The sequence below is a fragment of the Helicobacter sp. 23-1048 genome, assembly GCF_053654545.1.
This window is the reverse complement of sequence record NZ_JBSIUT010000001.1, coordinates 1087003-1103439: the sequence shown is the minus strand read 5'-3', so window position 1 is coordinate 1103439 and position 16437 is coordinate 1087003. Positions and strand designations below refer to the sequence as shown.

The 16437-nt window shown below is 40.0% G+C and carries 19 protein-coding genes; 4 read left to right on the top strand and 15 right to left on the bottom strand.

The genetic code is table 11. From position 1 onward, the window contains the following. Nucleotides 1-39 precede the first annotated feature (39 nt). Together ACWIWK_RS05440 and ACWIWK_RS05435 are read left to right on the top strand one after the other, a co-directional pair. Nucleotides 40-1149, top strand: coding sequence for a BspA family leucine-rich repeat surface protein (locus ACWIWK_RS05440; RefSeq protein ID WP_454151540.1), 1110 nt, complete (start codon nucleotides 40-42; stop codon nucleotides 1147-1149). A 28-nt stretch (nucleotides 1150-1177) separates the two neighbouring features. Then, nucleotides 1178-1771, top strand: a complete 594-nt coding sequence (locus tag ACWIWK_RS05435) for an anthranilate synthase component II (protein WP_454151538.1) — start codon at nucleotides 1178-1180, stop codon at nucleotides 1769-1771. A 78-nt stretch (nucleotides 1772-1849) separates the two neighbouring features. On the opposite strand, the gene tsf is transcribed toward ACWIWK_RS05435, so the two are convergent. The 4 genes from tsf to ACWIWK_RS05415 form a co-directional block, all read right to left on the bottom strand. Then, nucleotides 1850-2911, bottom strand: a complete 1062-nt coding sequence (tsf, locus tag ACWIWK_RS05430) for a translation elongation factor Ts (RefSeq protein ID WP_454151534.1) — start codon at nucleotides 2909-2911, stop codon at nucleotides 1850-1852. A gap of 17 nt (nucleotides 2912-2928) precedes the next feature. Next, a complete protein-coding gene (gene rpsB / locus ACWIWK_RS05425) occupies nucleotides 2929-3810 on the bottom strand; it encodes a 30S ribosomal protein S2 (protein WP_454151532.1) in 882 nt (293 codons plus the stop codon). A 234-nt stretch (nucleotides 3811-4044) separates the two neighbouring features. After that, a complete protein-coding gene (locus ACWIWK_RS05420) occupies nucleotides 4045-5706 on the bottom strand; it encodes a cation acetate symporter (protein ID WP_454151530.1) in 1662 nt (553 codons plus the stop codon). Continuing rightward, a complete protein-coding gene (locus ACWIWK_RS05415) occupies nucleotides 5703-6089 on the bottom strand; it encodes a DUF485 domain-containing protein (protein ID WP_454151528.1) in 387 nt (128 codons plus the stop codon). Before ACWIWK_RS05415 ends, ACWIWK_RS05420 begins: the two co-directional genes overlap by 4 nt. A 420-nt stretch (nucleotides 6090-6509) precedes the next feature. Here ACWIWK_RS05415 and ACWIWK_RS05410 point away from each other — a divergent pair, with 420 nt between their 5' ends. Then, on the top strand, nucleotides 6510-7586 hold the full coding sequence (locus ACWIWK_RS05410) for a hypothetical protein (RefSeq protein ID WP_454151526.1): 1077 nt from the start codon (nucleotides 6510-6512) through the stop codon (nucleotides 7584-7586). Nucleotides 7587-7708: 122 nt separating this feature from the next. Then, a complete protein-coding gene (locus tag ACWIWK_RS05405; protein ID WP_454151525.1) occupies nucleotides 7709-8170 on the top strand; it encodes a low molecular weight protein-tyrosine-phosphatase in 462 nt (153 codons plus the stop codon). A gap of 8 nt (nucleotides 8171-8178) precedes the next feature. On the opposite strand, the gene hemE is transcribed toward ACWIWK_RS05405, so the two are convergent. From hemE to ffh, 11 genes are all read right to left on the bottom strand, one after another. After that, nucleotides 8179-9198 carry a uroporphyrinogen decarboxylase gene (gene hemE, locus ACWIWK_RS05400; protein WP_454152032.1) on the bottom strand — a complete coding sequence of 340 codons (1020 nt, stop codon included), beginning with the start codon at nucleotides 9196-9198 and terminating at the stop codon, nucleotides 8179-8181. After that, nucleotides 9198-10229 carry an aspartate-semialdehyde dehydrogenase gene (locus ACWIWK_RS05395; RefSeq protein WP_454151524.1) on the bottom strand — a complete coding sequence of 344 codons (1032 nt, stop codon included), beginning with the start codon at nucleotides 10227-10229 and terminating at the stop codon, nucleotides 9198-9200. Before ACWIWK_RS05395 ends, hemE begins: the two co-directional genes overlap by 1 nt. A 114-nt stretch (nucleotides 10230-10343) precedes the next feature. Next, a complete protein-coding gene (locus ACWIWK_RS05390) occupies nucleotides 10344-10991 on the bottom strand; it encodes a YiiX/YebB-like N1pC/P60 family cysteine hydrolase (protein WP_454151522.1) in 648 nt (215 codons plus the stop codon). 50 nt (nucleotides 10992-11041) lie between these two features. Further along, nucleotides 11042-11443, bottom strand: a complete 402-nt coding sequence (locus ACWIWK_RS05385) for a DUF4878 domain-containing protein (protein WP_454151520.1) — start codon at nucleotides 11441-11443, stop codon at nucleotides 11042-11044. 110 nt (nucleotides 11444-11553) lie between these two features. After that, entirely contained in the window at nucleotides 11554-12435 is an 882-nt protein-coding gene (gene fdhD / locus ACWIWK_RS05380; protein ID WP_454151518.1) for a formate dehydrogenase accessory sulfurtransferase FdhD, read from the bottom strand. A gap of 87 nt (nucleotides 12436-12522) precedes the next feature. Next, complete coding sequence (gene rplS / locus ACWIWK_RS05375) at nucleotides 12523-12888, bottom strand: 50S ribosomal protein L19 (RefSeq protein ID WP_454151517.1); 366 nt, start codon at nucleotides 12886-12888, stop codon at nucleotides 12523-12525. A gap of 10 nt (nucleotides 12889-12898) precedes the next feature. After that, on the bottom strand, nucleotides 12899-13609 hold the full coding sequence (trmD, locus tag ACWIWK_RS05370) for a tRNA (guanosine(37)-N1)-methyltransferase TrmD (RefSeq protein ID WP_454151515.1): 711 nt from the start codon (nucleotides 13607-13609) through the stop codon (nucleotides 12899-12901). After that, nucleotides 13610-14242 carry a ribosome maturation factor RimM gene (gene rimM / locus ACWIWK_RS05365; protein WP_454151513.1) on the bottom strand — a complete coding sequence of 211 codons (633 nt, stop codon included), beginning with the start codon at nucleotides 14240-14242 and terminating at the stop codon, nucleotides 13610-13612. Beyond that, nucleotides 14199-14456 carry a KH domain-containing protein gene (locus ACWIWK_RS05360; protein ID WP_454151511.1) on the bottom strand — a complete coding sequence of 86 codons (258 nt, stop codon included), beginning with the start codon at nucleotides 14454-14456 and terminating at the stop codon, nucleotides 14199-14201. Before ACWIWK_RS05360 ends, rimM begins: the two co-directional genes overlap by 44 nt. 54 nt (nucleotides 14457-14510) lie before the next feature. Next, complete coding sequence (gene rpsP / locus ACWIWK_RS05355; RefSeq protein ID WP_454151509.1) at nucleotides 14511-14744, bottom strand: 30S ribosomal protein S16; 234 nt, start codon at nucleotides 14742-14744, stop codon at nucleotides 14511-14513. 136 nt (nucleotides 14745-14880) lie between these two features. Then, nucleotides 14881-16221 (bottom strand): signal recognition particle protein, encoded by a 1341-nt coding sequence (gene ffh / locus ACWIWK_RS05350; RefSeq protein WP_454151507.1) that lies wholly within the window; start codon nucleotides 16219-16221, stop codon nucleotides 14881-14883. Between the last annotated feature and the right edge of the window lie 216 nt (nucleotides 16222-16437).

Genomic DNA, 16437 nt, shown 5'->3' with positions numbered 1-16437 from the left:
GTGCAATAATTCTCAAATGAGATGATTTAAGGAGTAAAAATGCGTTTATATAACATTATGACACTTGCGTGGATTCTCGTTGTAGCAGGCTATATAAACGGGTGCTCGATTATACAAAACTTGCAAAATATGGATTTAGGCACAAATGCTAAGCCAGATTCACAAATACAATCTAAATCTTCCTGTCCCAAAAAATACTGCCCCAACACGAGAGATAAACTCGTAAGACTCCTTAAAAATCAAAATGTCTCTTTAAGCGACATTGACACGAGCAAAATTACTGATATGAGTTTTTTGTTTGCTAATTTCAATGATGAAAATGGGAAAAATCTATGTGATAAAATTTCTACATTTTCAAAAAAACAACAAGAAAAATGCGAACACTCCGCGTCATATAGAAGGGATTTTAGCGGGATAGAATCGTGGGATACAAGCAAGGTCAAAAATATGAGCTATATGTTTTACAACCAACCTACATTTAACCAAGACATACAAATATGGAATGTGAGTAAGGTTACGAATATGGATTCTACATTTGCCAAAGCACAATCGTTTAACCAGCCTTTAGAATCTTGGAATGTCGCTAATGTAAAAAATATGGATTCGTTATTTGCCTATGCGGAGTCATTTAACCAGCCACTTGATAAATGGAATGTAAGCAATGTGGAAAATATGGCACTTTTGTTTAGCGGAGCGAAGTCCTTTAATCAGCCTTTAGTATCGTGGAATGTGAGTAAGGTTAAAAATATGAGCTATATGTTTTCTTACGCGCAAGCCTTTAACCAACCGCTCAATAATTGGAATGTCAGCAAAGTAGAAAAAATGTATAATATGTTTAGCTACGCGCACAATTTTAACCAGCCATTAGATAAATGGAATGTGAGTAAGGTTACAGATATGGCAAATATGTTTTTTGAGGCGAAGTCCTTTAATCAGCCTTTGGTATCGTGGAATGTCGCTAATGTAAGGGATATGTCTTTTATGTTTGCTCACGCGCATTCTTTCAACCAAAACATACAATCGTGGAATATTGCAAAAGTCCAAAATATGTCGTGGATGTTTGAATACTCGCCATTGCGATATAATCCACCAAAATGGTATGCCCCGTGGAAAAGACACAAAGTGGCAAAACAAACAGAATCTAAGTAGCTAATAAAACAAAGAAAATGGGGAAACAATGACATTACTTATCGATAATTACGACAGCTTTGCTTATAATCTCTATCAGTTGCTCGGAGATTCCTTGCGTGAAATAGGCGATGAAAGCCACCAAGAAATTCGTGTAGTGCGAAATGATGAGCTGACATTGAGTGAAATCGAAGCACTATCTCCAAGCCTTATCGTCCTCTCACCGGGTCCGGGTAAGCCTGAAAATGCAGGGATTTGCGTAGATGTGGTAAAACACTTCACGGGGAAGATTCCTATTTTTGGCGTGTGTTTAGGACACCAAGCAATCGCCATAGCCTTTGGTGCGAAAGTAAGCTATGCCAAAAGTATAATGCACGGCAAAACCTCACAAGTTACGCTTGATACAAGCTCACGACTTTTTGCAGGATTCCCATCTATGACAAGTGTAGCACGCTACCATTCTTTAGCCGTGGTAGAATCCACTCTGCCACAAGAGCTTATTGTTACTGCTAGAAGTAATGATAATGAAATAATGGCATTAGAACACAAAGATTACGCGCTTTTTGGTGTGCAATTCCACCCTGAATCTGTGCTCACACAAAAAGGCAAAATGATGATGAAAAATATTTTAGGGAAGCAATAACTTGTTTTGTTGTGGAGATTTAGATTCTTAAAGCAATGCGACACACCTCAAGTGCCACATTGCCATATTGTGTCAAAATTAAAGCTGTGCTGCGACTTCAGCAGCGAAGTCCTCGACCTTTTTCTCAATACCCTCACCAAGCTCAAAGCGCACATATTTTGTGATTTCTAGCTCATCGTTGATTTCTTTTGACACACTTTGGAGCACTTGGGCTATGGTCTTTTTATCGTCCATTACATAAAACTGCCCTAAAAGTGTAAGTCTCTGGTCTAATAATGTGCTATCTGCGATAAATCGCTCCATTTGTCCGGGCAAAATCTTATCCCAAATTGCTTCGGGCTTGTTTTGTGCTTTAAGATTCTCTTGGAGTTCTTTTTTCATAGAATCCAACACTTCTTGTGTGAGCTCACTCGCGCTTACATATTGTGGGATTTTGTGTAACGGCTTGCCAAGTCGCTTCAACTCCTCATTTTCTTTAGTAAGTTCTGCGATGAGTGCAACTTTTTCTTTTTGGATAAATTCGCTATCAAGCTCCTTGTAGCTCAACACTTGTGGCTTCATCGCTGCAGCGTGCATACAGAGATTTCTTGCAAGCTCGCTTGCTTTTGACTTAGAATTTGCGTTATTAAACTTCATTGCTATAAGCACGCCCACGCGTCCGTTTGAATGCACATACCCATTGACTATCGCGTTTCCTTGCACTTGGATACTATCAATCCTGCGCACGACAATATTCTCACCAATCTTAGCGATATTTTGCTGTAAAAACTCCGTAAAATTTGTGCCATCAATACTCGCGTTATGCAAAGAATCAATCTCGCTTAAGCCATTGTCAAAGACAATTTTTGTGCTTTTTGCTACGAGTTCTTTGAAGTTATCATTTTTCGCTACGAAGTCTGTTTCAGAGTTAATCTCAAGCATTGAGGCTTTAGAAAAATCGCTTGAGACTTCCACGCTAATAATACCCTCGCTCGCTACTCTATCGGCTTTTTTTGCTGCTTTACTTAGTCCTTTTTCGCGGAGATATTCTACCGCCTTATCAATGTCTCCACCGACTTCTACAAGGGCTTTTTTACAATCCATCATTCCTGCATCAGTCATATCGCGCAGTTGTTTTACTAATTGTGCTGAAATTTCCATTGCCTAGCTCCTTTACACTACTCTGCTGTGCTAGCTTTTTTGGTTGCGCGAGGCTTTCTTGTCTTTGGTTTGGTTTCTTTTTCCTCTTGCAACTCACTTTCTAACATTTCTGGATTCTCGCTCAAAGTCTCTTCGATTGCTTCTTTTATGACTTCTTGCATTTCCTCTTCACTCGTGCTTAATGGTGCATTTTGCGTGAATTCTTGCTCTATATTATCCTTATTTTGCGCCCTACCCTCTACGATAGCTTCTGTGATTTCTTTACAAAAAAGCTGGATAGAACGAATCGCATCATCATTTCCCGGAATCGGATAATCCACAAGGTCTGGGTCGCAGTTCGTATCAAGTGGCGCGACTACGGGGATATTCAGTCGTCTTGCCTCTTCTACGGCGATTCTCTCTTTCACCACATCGATGACAAACAACACATCAGGCACACCTTTAAGGAATCTCACACCACCCAAATACTTTGTTAGTTTATCTTTTTTGCGCATAAGCATAAGTTTTTCTTTCTTTGTAAGTAAGTCAATCTGTCCGCTTTCTTCCATTTGTTCGATAATCTCAAGTTTGCGCACAGATTTTCTAATCGTGCTAAAGTTTGTAAGCATTCCGCCTAACCAGCGGAAATTCACATACGGAGCATTGATAGAATCTGCATATTGTCTAATAGTTTCGCTTGCTTGCTTTTTTGTGCCTACAAACATTATCGTCTTGCCACTAGCAGCATATTCCTTGACGATATTGTAAGTATATCGAAAGTATCGTAAGGTCTTTTGTAAGTCAATAATGTGGATATTCTTGCGCTCGCCAAAGATAAATCGTTGCATCTTTGGATTCCATCTTCTTGTTTGATGCCCGAAATGCACACCGCATTCTAGCAAATCTTTCATTGTTACCATTTGTTCTCCTTGTTTGTAAGTTTGGTTTATCCGCCATACCCATTAGCGCACACTTGTTGCACGCGCAACCACTTAAAGGATTGGTATGTGTGAATTTAAAGATAAGCGTGAATTGTAGTAAAAAAAACTTTAAAAAAGGCTTAAAGTAAGTAAAAAGTTAGGAATTTCTTAAAAATCTGGCGCAAGATTCTGTCAAAAGACAGAATCTTGCAAACATAGCGGTAGCGTAGAGGTTTAATGCGCCACTGCTTCGCTAGCACCTATGCCACTTTGAGCGCGGAAGTCTTGTGCGCTAAATCCAGCCTTATCGATTTTAGCGCGTTTGCTTACATCCATCTTTGAAATCGCCCAAATCGCCACAAATGTGAGAGGCATAGAAAAAATCGCAGGGTGATTATATGGGAAAATCGCACTCTCAAATCCTAGCACACTCACCCACACGCTAGGACTTAGCACCACGAGCGCAAGGACAGCTACTAATCCTATGATTCCGCCATAAAGCACGCCATTTGTGGTTAAGTCTTTCCAATAAATACAAAGCAAAATTATGGGGAAATTCACGCTTGCTGCGATAGCAAAGGCTAGTCCCACAGTAAAGGCGACATTTTGCCCCTCAAAGCCAAGCCCTAAAATGATTGCCAAGATTCCAAGTCCGATAGTCGCGCCCTTTGTTACGCGCATTTCGGTTTTTGGGTCGCATTTGCCGTCCTTGCAGACATTGACAAACAAATCGTGGCTTATCGCACTCGCTCCAGAAATCGCTAGCCCAGCCACCACCGCGAGAATCGTAGCAAACGCCACTGCTGAGATAAAGCCTAGCAAAATATCGCCACCAAGCACTTTTGCCAAAAGCACAGCTTCCATATTTGGCGGGATTGTGAATTGCCCTGCTTCATTGATAAAATCAGGGTTGCCAAGCAAAAATGCAATCGCCCCAAAGCCAATCACAAAGGTAAGAATGTAGAAATACCCGATTAGTCCTGTGGCGTAAAACACCGATTTTCGCGCTTCTTTTGCGTTTTTGACCGTGAAAAATCGCATTAAAATATGGGGCAATCCCGCCGTGCCAAACATTAGCGCAAGCCCTAGTGAAATCGCGCTCACAGGGTCTGGCAAGAAAGTGCCCGGCTCCATTATCGCCGCGCCTTTAGCGTGATTGCTAATTGCCATTTCAAAGTAACGCGTTAAGTCAAATCCGCTTAAATAAAGAATCATTATCGCCATAAATGTCGCGCCACCGAGTAAAAGACACGCTTTGATGATTTGCACCCAAGTAGTGGCGTGCATTCCGCCAAAGGTTACATAGCAAATCATCAAGATTCCCACGATGATGACAGCATACGAGTAAGGCAATCCAAAAAGCACTTGGATTAGTCCGCCTGCGCCCACCATTTGTGCGATGAGATAAAACACCACCACGCTTAAGCCAGAAATCGCCGAAATCGTGCGCACGCGTTTTGATTCCAAACGATAGGCGATAATATCTGCAAAGGTGTATTTGCCTAAATTACGAAACTTCTCAGCGATGAGGAAGAGCACAATGGGCCACCCTACCAAAAAGCCAATCGCATAGATGAGTCCATCAAAGCCGTTTGCAAACACAAGCCCTACAATGCCTAGAAAGCTCGCTGCACTCATATAATCCCCCGCTATGGCAATGCCATTTTGCATTCCCGTGATATTGCCCCCAGCGGTGTAAAATCCTGCGGCGGATTGTGATTTTTTACTCGAAAAATAAGTAATGCCAAGCGTGGCAAGGACAAATACCAAAAACATTCCAATGGCAAAGTAATTGCGCTCGCCCTGCGTGAAGCTCGCCGTATCCAATCCTGCGCCGTTTGCTACACTCGCAAACCCAAGCGCGATAAATGCCATAAAGACTAGCAATTTTTTCATTTTACACCTCCATTGGTGGAATCTTTATTTGCGCGGTGTGCGCCTTGCGTATCGCCTGCTATCATTTCTTCTAATGCGCCACTCTCTTTTAAATCCTCTAAAATTTCATCTTGCTCTTTGTCAAAGTATTTGTTTGCAAAAAGCGTGTAAATACCTGTGCTTACGATACTTATGGCAATAATCGCAATGCCAAGTATAATGCCTAGCGTGATAGAGCTAGGTCCCAAACGATAGCCTAACACTTCGGGGAAAAATCCTACACTTGCTACAAAACCATAGTAACAAACTAAAATCACAAGCGAGAGATATAGGCAAAATTTATTTCTAAATGAAACAAATTTGTAGAATCTCGCTTTTGCATTTTTTTGCGTGATTTCTTTCATATTGACTCCTTATAGTTTGATTTATGGACTTATTGGAGTTGAAGTCCATAAAGTTATTATGTTTAAAAAAGTAAAACAAAAATCTAAATATTTCAATATTTATTTTAAATGTATTAAAAAGTAACATTTGAATTGTATTTATTAGTAGATTGTCATTTATGTGTAAAAATTATAATATTAAAATAATTGAGAAAAATTACGACAAAATATGGGGAGATTCTGCCATTTTGTAGCCACGCTTCGCTTTATTATTTTGGCTTAGCGATTTTGATTTAGTTGTGTTTGTTGGCTATTTTGGATAAATTCGCTCAATCTCTCATCATTGTTTGTAAAAATAGCAATTTTTTGCGCCAACCACTTGACACCCCCCCCCATTTGCTAAAATACGCATTTTAAAATTTCAAACGCAAGGATTTCAAATTGACAGGCAAAATTTTAGGACAAGGGGCGATTCGTGGTGAAGATGGCGTGAGATACTACTACGATGAAGGTGCAATCAAAAATCTACAAGATGTGCAAAATATCAATGGTTGTGAAGTGGATTTTGAGATTGAAAATGGCAAGGCGGTGGATATTTTCATCATCAAAAGTGGTAAATCTAGCAGCGAATCTAAACAAAACAACAATGCACTAGGGCAAACTTTGGGTAATTTAGGGAATCTGGCTGGTAGTTTGGGTGGATTGGGAGCTATTGGTTTAATAAATCAGCTCGGAAATATACCAAAAAAAATTCCAAACGCAAACAATAATAATCTCAAACCAAATGTAAATCAGCAAAAAATTAGTGCAGATAATGTTGATGATTTTGTTTTTAGTGGCATTGTAAGTAATAGCAACAAAGAAGTGGTAAGTGATACAAGTGGTCGCGTAAGTGTCAACACAAATATGTTTGGTGTAGTTTCTGGTGGTGGCAAAATAACTACCACACACAATCATTCTACATATTTCGACATTGGCAATACAAGTTTTGTATGGAATGGCAATAATCCCATAAGTGATGGCGATGAAGTCGTAGTATGTGCTACACCTACATTCAATGGACGATACGAGGTGCAGAGTTTAAAAAATAATACCAAAGGATTATTGTTTGAAAAAAGCTTTTTTGTAAGATTTATGCTTACAATCCCTGCTATCGCGATATTTGGACTTATAGGTATACTTTGCTATGTCACTCTAGTCGATTCATACAAATACATTACTTGGATATTTAGTCTATTGTTTATTGCCTATACCTTGTTTGGCTATTTTATTTTTAAAAAAATTAAAAGCATAGGATTTAAAATATTTGTTGGAGTTTTATTTTTTATAATTCCTGAGTTTTTCCCTGATATATTAAATTCATTGAAGGGTGGTTATCCATCTCGTCTTCCAGTTTATTGGATTTTTATGGGCGGTGTTATTTCAAGTATTTTAACCATCGCAGTCATTGTATTGTTAAAATCAGAATACAGCCTAACAAAACTCGCAAATGACGCCATAAAAAACTACAAATTTTGATTTGTTAGATTCTTATAAATCTAGCAAATCAAATCTTATTAAATATTTTATCGCTTTTGGTGTTTTGACTTTGCATTGCGCGCTTGTTTAGCTATAATTGCAAAAATTTATAAGGAATCCAAATGCCCACACCAAAGCCCCACTCCATTCTCTTTGTCTGTCTTGGTAATATCTGTCGCTCGCCTCTTGCGGAGGGGATTGCACGAGAAATCAACAAAAAGCACGATTTGGGTTTGCGCATTGACTCCGCTGGGACAAGTCGCTGGCATATCGATGAGCCACCTTGCGATGGCTCACGCAATGTCGCTAAAAAGCACGGCTTTAGCATTGATGACTTGCGCGGGAGACAAATTAGCGTGTATAGCGATTTGGAGTTTGATATGGTTGTCGCGCTAGATTCTCAAAATTACCGCGATATTCTCAATCTCGGGTTTGAATCTGCTAAAGTGCGAAAACTTGGCGAGTTTGGATTGGATAATAAAGATGTGCCAGACCCGTATGGATTCCGCGATGTGGAGGGGTTTGAAATGGTCTATGAGATGATAAAAATAGGCGTTGAGAATCTACTTGGCAAAACACTCTAAATTCACGCTTAACGCTTTGTCTTTTCGCGCACGATTTGTATAAGATCTATGGCATTCTCTCTTGGCAAGTCTGGCAACATTCCGTGCCCGAGATTAAAGATATGGGGCTCATTACCCACCACGCGTAAAATCTCCTCCACACCTGCTATCATCGCCTCTTTATCATATAATCTCGCGGGCTCTAGATTCCCCTGCAAGACATATTTGCTTCCAAGTTTTGCTTTCACAAGCTCCATAGGCGTGCTCCAATCCACGCCAAAGACATCAAAATCCCCGTTGATATGCTCTAAAAAGCCAGCAATTCCTTTGGGGAATAGCATTACAGGAATGTGTGGATACTTGCCCTTTAAAAAATGCGCAATGTCGCTCATATAACGCCAACTAAACTCCATATATGCACTGCACTCTAATGCACCCGCCCAACTATCAAAAATCTGCACCGCATTTACGCCAGATTCTATTTGTTTAGAGAGATAGCCTTTGAGTTCATCGCTCAATTTTGCAAGAAGTTTATGCAAAAGTTTGGGATTGGTATAGAGCATTTTTTTGCTCTTTGTGTAAGTCTTGCTCCCCTCGCCCTCAATCATATAAGTCGCCAGCGTCCAAGGCGAGCCACAAAACCCAATAAGTGCTTTATCTTTGGGGAGTTTTGAGCGAGTCAAACTCACACAATCATACACATACTCGAGATTCCGAAACGCGCCAACCTTAAGCCTATCTATATCACTATCGCTTTGGATAGTTTGTGAAAATTTCGGTCCCTCACCCGCAAGGAACTGCAAATCCAATCCCATTTCTAATGGCACAACCAAAATATCACTAAACAAAATCGCCGCATCAACGCCCAAAATATCCACAGGTTGGAGTGTAACTTCGCTCGCTAATGCGACATTTTGACACAAATCTAAAAAGCTCCCTGCCTGCGCCCTTGTCGCTTTGTATTCACTTAAATATCGCCCTGCTTGACGCATTAGCCAAGTAGGCATATAGGGCGTTTGCTTCTTAAAGCACGCATCGATAAAAATCATCATTTATCCTTTTGCAATGAAATCCATTTTTGTGCGATTCTCACCGCGTTTGTCGCTGCACCCACGCGAATCTGGTCAGCGACACACCAAAAATGCAAAATATGAGGATTAAAGCAATCCACGCGGATTCTCCCCACATAAGTCTCATCGGTATCAGTGGCGACACTTGGCATTGGATAGAGATTTGCGCTTGGATTATCAAGCACCACGATATTTGGTGCAGATTTTAGCACTTCTTGTGCGCGCTTGCAAGTTACTTCTTTTTTGCAAGTTATGCTAATGCTTTCGCTATGGCTTCGCAAAATCGGCACACGCACACAAGTAGCACTTATCGCAAAATCCTCGTGCATAATCTTTTGTGTTTCTTTTATCATTTTTATCTCTTCTTTGGTGTAGCCATTATCTTGGAATACATCAATATGTGGGATAGCATTAAGTGCGATTCTATGTGGGAAAACACTTGGTGAAGTAGAATCTAGCTCAAAGGCAAAGAATTTTTGCATTTGCAAGACAAGCTCCTCCATTCCGCTTTTTCCCGCACCAGAGACCGCTTGATAAGTGCTTACATCTACGCGCGTGATTCCAAATTCTTTATGTAGTGGGGCTAAGGCTTGCACCATTTGGATTGTCGAGCAATTTGGATTAGCGATGATTCCACGCTTCTCCCACAATGCAATGTCTTGTGGATTAACTTCAGGCACAACCAATGGCACATCACTATCCATACGATAAAAGCTCGTATTATCTATCACTACGGCTTTTGCACGCACTGCTGAGGGCACAAATCGCTCACTCACACTCCCACCAGCAGAGAAAAACGCGATTTCAATGCCCTGCTTAGCAAACACTTCATCAGTAGTCTCTATAATCTCATAGTTCTTGCCCTTAAATTCTACGAGCTCGCCAGCACTTCTCGCACTCGCTAGAGGCACGATTTTTTTTACGGGGAAGTCTTGCTCTTCTAAAATCTTTAGAATCTCCTCTCCCACTGCGCCACTCGCACCCACAATGCCTACAACATATTTTCTCATTTTCACTCCAAAGTCTCATTAAAAATGCGAAAATTATACTAAAAGTTTGGATAATGCGTGTTTTAAGATTTGTTTCTCATTGATAAAACTTAGGCTACAATACATTATAAAAATCTAAAATTCGCTTACTTCAAGGACTTTGAGTGTTTTTTGGTGATTCCAAAATGCGCTCGGAAACAAATACTCTCCACCCAAAAATGCAAAATCTACATTGATAAAATCCACCTCAAATTCTGTTTGCTGTGAAATGACTTCAAGCAAAAATGTCGTGCAATAAAAACGCGTAGAATCCGTGCTTAGCACAAAAGGCTTAGCAAGATAACGCAAGGAATCACGAGCCATAGCAGTGCGAATCTCTTGTGGTAAGTCAAGCCTCCTTAACCCAACTGCTTGTGCTTGCGATAAAAAATTTTCTAACGAACTAATAATCACCTGATTTGGCGCATTTTTATCATCATCGGTAGTCGCGTGAATGACAGAAAGTGGCTCTAATGAAACAATCATACCAATGTGTGAAAAAGGAGAATGACTAATATATGTGATAATATCGCTCTCAGTGTTTAGCCCCTTGCGGAAAATTAAATCCCCAACTTCCGCATTTTGGCTAATTTTTAATGCGATTGGCTCAATGTCCGCTGGAGTTCTCTTGGTGCTTTGATTAGGCTTAAAAACAATGCCAAACACACAAAGACAAGCAATAAGTGCTATGGCAAATACGATAGCAAGTTTTTTATATGTGTGGAAAGGCTCACCAACTCGCAATCTATCTCCCAATGATTGACTTTATTAAGTTATGCAATGCTTCACACCCACTAAAACATAAACACTACGCGCCATTCTCCATCGATAAGCCAAATATTGCTATATCGCTCCGTTTCAACCGCTCCATTGCTAAATTCTACCACCACTTCCACGCTTGCTTTGGTGTCTTCTTTATACTCAAGATTCTGCGTCCTAATGGCTTTAACCTCGCCATTTTGCTTCCATTGCTCACTAATGCTTGCGAGTTTTTGATTCATAAGCGCGATTCTCTCTTTATCACCAAATGGCTTGCCATCTCTGTCGCGAACTTCTTTTATCACTTTATCAATATCGCCATCAATAGTGTATTTAGCAATGCGTATCGCCGCGTCTTCTGGCGTTTTAGAGCCACTACTACAACCTACAAATCCTAAAAATGCACTAAGCAATAGAAAAGAAAATAATTTTTTCATTCTAATCCTTTTTAAGTAAAATAATCAAAATTGTGCGTTATAAAGCCTTAAAATACACTTAAATTCGCATTTTTCTTATAAAATTTTGCATTATATTTCAACAAACACGACTACATATTGCAAAACAGCTCTTTTGCTTCCTTTTCTCTCTCTTTGGCTTTGGTTGTCTTATTATGAGAATCTACCATACCTTGCTCGCCTAAGATTCTATACGGGTGGGTATAAATATTACATCGATTACCTCGTGCGAAGCCAACAAGCGTGATTCCTAGCAGTGCGGCTGCTTTAATACCAAGCTCCGTAGTCGCAGAGCGCGAAATCACAATCGCAATATCGTGCATCGCTGCCTTTATAACCATCTCCATAGAAAGTCGCCCACTCACTACCAAAACCGCCTCGCTAATATCAATGCCCTGCAAGCGTGCCTTGCCAACGACTTTATCAATGGCATTATGTCGCCCCACATCTTCGCTCTCAATCCTACTTTCATCGCTCAACACAAGTATCGCTCTATGCACGCAACCTGTCTTAGCAAACAAATCGCTATCTACTTCAAAGTTTTCAATAAGATTCCACAAGCGGGGAAGTGGCAAATGAAGTGGCGTGGAGATGAATTTTTGGATAATTTTTCCCTCAAAATTTGCACTCACTCCTACACAACACCCAGAAGTAAGCGTCTTTTCGTGGAAAAGATTGACGATTTTTTCCTCATTGATTTTTGCCTCCACAGACACACTCAAGCCATCTTGTGCCACTTCGATATGCGTAATGTCTTTGGCAGATTCTATCACGCCCTCACTCATTAAAAATCCTACCGCGTGGGCGTCTTGGTCCTTTGGGAGCGACATTGTAGAGAGGAGTTTTTGTCCATTGAGATACAGCGCGATGCGTTGCTCGGTGATGACATAATCACTTGATTGCTTTGTCGTGCTATCCCCACTCACGCTGTCTTTTTGTAAGGTTATTGCTGGAATTTGTTTGATAAAATCCACTTAAGAATCCTTAAACTTAATAATTTTATAAAGCACAATTTATCATAAAATCACGCTAAATATTACATTAACGCTTTTTAAAGAATCTTATTTTACCTCTTTGCGCAATTCTTTAATACGAGCACTCTTGCCACTGCGAGAACGCAAGTAATACAACTTTGCTCTGCGCACGCGCCCCTTGCGTAATACTTGTATAGAATCTAAACTCTCACTATACAATGGGAAAATCTTTTCCACTCCTACATTATTCGCGCCAATTTTACGCACGGTAAAAGTTGTATCCACACTCCCACCGTGTATAGCTATACACACACCCTCGAAGTTTTGGATACGACTTTTGTCGCCCTCTTGAATCTTAATGCCAAGTCGCAAAGTATCTCCAGCCTTAAATTCTGGGACTTTCTTATCACCAATTTGCGCTTTTTCAAAATTTTGTATGTATCGATTTTTCATTTATGCTTCCTTAATTGCCCTGCTTTGTGCGCTTACGCCACAAATCTGGGCGAAAATATTTAGTCTTACACATTGCTAAGCGGTTTTTTAAATCCGTGATTTTACTATGATTTCCCTTTAAAAATTCTAAAGGAACATAAAAATTTGTAAATTTTTGTAAATTTTGTTGCATTTTTGATGAATTTTTTGCAAAACTTAAAGATTGCAACATATTGGATTCAAAACTTTCCCCGCGCAACGACTCTTCATTGCCAAGCACACCGCTTACCTGCCTCGCAATAGAATCTGCAAGGCATAACGCACCAAGCTCCCCGCCCGTCAAAATAAAATTCCCCACGCTAAACACTTCATCGCCAAAAGATTCCACCAATCGCTCATCAAAGCCCTCATACCGCCCACAAACAAAACTGATATGATTTTTTTTAGCTAGTCGCACACTATCTTGTTGCGTGAATGGCTTGCCACAGGGACTTAAAAAAATAATATGAGTATCAAGATACCCTTGTAAGGCATAAGCCAACGCTTCAAAGCCTATAACCTGCCCTGCTCCGCCACTTATCGGTGGATTATCAACCTTTTTATACATATTTTGTGCAAAATCTCTAAAATCAATACATTCAACGCTTATCAACCCATTATCAATCGCACGCTTTAGTATAGAATCTTCAAAATACGGCGCAATGAGATGAGGAAAAAGCGTAAAAAAACTATATTGAAGCATTCAACTACTCCGCAAAATATCAAGCCCATAGCGCACTTCTATACGCTTGTCTTGTATGTCAGTGGTTATAATATATCGTTGTGTATAAGGGAGTAAAAAACTCTTTGGCGCATTAGGGACACAGGACTTCACACACAAATAATCAATATCTCCAATGCGCTCAATATCGCTCACTTCCCCAAGCAACAAAGAATCTTCAACTACTTCACACCCAATAATCTCACACCAAAAAAACTCCCCATCACCAAGCTCACACTGCTCTTTGCTTTGCGCTAAAGTGGAGTAAAGTTTATGATTTGTGAGAATCTGCGCTTGCTCTTTAGTGGTAATTTCTTCAAAGGCGATTTTGGCAAACTCTTTTGTGCGGGTAGATTCTGATATATGAGAATCTAACAATGCCTTTGGAAACACACAAGAGCGAATGTGAAGCGTGGGATATTGCAACGAGGAGCTAAGAAACTCACGCCCCTTCTTTAACACTTGAGGAAAGTCGCTGTATATAAAAAGTCGCAAACTTCCATCTATGCCGATACTACGACCAAATATGCCAATAAGGAGTTTTTGATTTTGTGTATCCAAGCAGACAGACTCATTGCTGTGTGGGCTTGATGATGATTTTATAGTTTTGTCCATCTTTGGCTTTTGCTCCTGATATGAGCGTTTTAAGCGAACCAATCATCTTGCCTTCTTTGCCAATAAGCCGTCCCACATCGTTAGGGTGAGCAAAAATACAAATCTCTTTAAAACTTAGACCTTTGGAATCTTTATCCACACGGCTTTGGATTTTTATGCAATCTGGCTTTGTTACAATTTTTTGCGTGTATTTTTCAACAAAAGTCTCTACCATACCCATATTTTCCTAATTTTTGTGTATTTATTTAGATTTTAAACAATGCAATACCTACTTTGAGGCTGTTATCTTGCTTACGCGCTCACTCATCTTCGCCCCCACACTCTTCCAATACGCTAATCGCTCTGCATCAAACTTTATCACCACAGGTTCGCTTAGTGGATTGTAATGCCCGATAGATTCTATCCAGCCCCCATCGCGTTTCTTACGAGAATCTGTAACGACTATGCGATAAAAAGGTTTTTTCTTGCGCCCCATTCTTGTCAAACGAATTACGGTTGCCATATTTTCTCCTTGTTGTTTTTATGTTTGTCCGTCTTTGGATTGTTTGGCATTATACCTAAAGACAAACAAAAACGCGGATTATAAACTATTTTTGCTTAAATGCGCCTTATATTTTACCTAAACTTCAATCTTTATGCTACCTCATTGGCATTTTTGCCCCGCCAAGCATACCCATAAGCTCCTGCATACCACCTTTTTGACTGAGTTTTTTTGCCATTTTTTGCGCATTATCAAACTGCTTGATAATGCGATTGATGTCTTGGACTTCCAATCCGCTTCCTTGAGCTATCCTTTTACGGCGCGAGCCATTGAGGATTTCTGGATTCTCTCTTTCTTTGCGCGTCATAGAATTTACCATTGCTTTAATATTTTTTACTTCCTTAGAATTATCTAAATCTACATCTTTTAGCCCGCTTGCTACATTATTAAGTCCGGGCACCATTGAGAGTATAGAGCTCACGGAGCCAAGTTTTTTGATATTTTCAATTTGAGTTATAAAATCCTCAAAGCTAAACTGCCCTTTTTTAAGTTTTTTGCCAATGTCTTTTGCTTCTTTTTCACTCATCACTGTGGCGGTTTTTTCTGCGAGGGATTGTATATCTCCCGCGCCCATAAGGCGTGAGACAATACGCTCAGGCAAGAAAATATCTAAATCAGGGATTTTCTCTCCGCTTCCTATGAAGCGCAATGGAACGCCAATTTGATACGCGATAGAAAGCGCAATCCCCCCTTTAGAATCGCTATCAAATTTGCTTAAAATAACGCCATCAATGCCAATTTTTTCATTAAATATCGCCGCGCTTTTCACGCCATCTTGCCCAACTAGAGAATCTGCGACAAAGAAACATTCACTTGGTTTGATAGTATCTTTTATTTCTTGTAGCACACTCATCAATGTCTCATCGATACTCAAGCGTCCAGCTGTGTCGATAAGCAAGACATCATAGAGTTCATCGATTGCTTTTTGCTTAGCTTCCTTAGCTACTTGTAACGCACTATGCGATGAATCTCGCGCACTGAAAACACCCACCTCAATAGATTCTCCAAGTTGTTGTAACTGCGTAACAGCAGCAAGCCTTTGCAAATCACACGCACACATCAACACTTTTTTGCCACGCGCTTTGAGATAGTTTGCTAGCTTTGCCGTGCTTGTCGTCTTTCCACTACCTTGCAAGCCCATCATCAAAATAATCGTAGGCGGTTTGGGAGCGTAAGTGAAGCCATAATGTTTAGAGGTTTGCAAAATCTCAAGTAGGCTTTTTTGCAATGCGTCCATAAAATTTTGCTTGCCGATGCCTTTTGCTTTTGTCTCTTGCTCTACGCGAGTGAGAATCTCTTTAGTCGCCTTATGATAGACATCATTTTTGAGCAGGGATTTTTTGAGCTCCTCTAAGGCAGATTTGAGCGCACGCTCATCATCACTAAAGCGAATTTTATTCGCCACTGCTTTGAAAGATTGGGTCAATGAATCAAACAACAACATCTCCTTAAAAATAAAAATATGAAAATACGGAAAAATTCAGCCAAAATTTAAGGTCTTAAGGTAGAATTATAGAACATTTTATAGAATCTTTAGCAGAAAAAATACATATTTTTTTGCTAGATTCTTTAGGGAAGTCAAACATAAATACATTGCGCAACACTATTTTTGAGGTGTAATCACACTCATTGAACTCATACTGAAAGGAGAAAA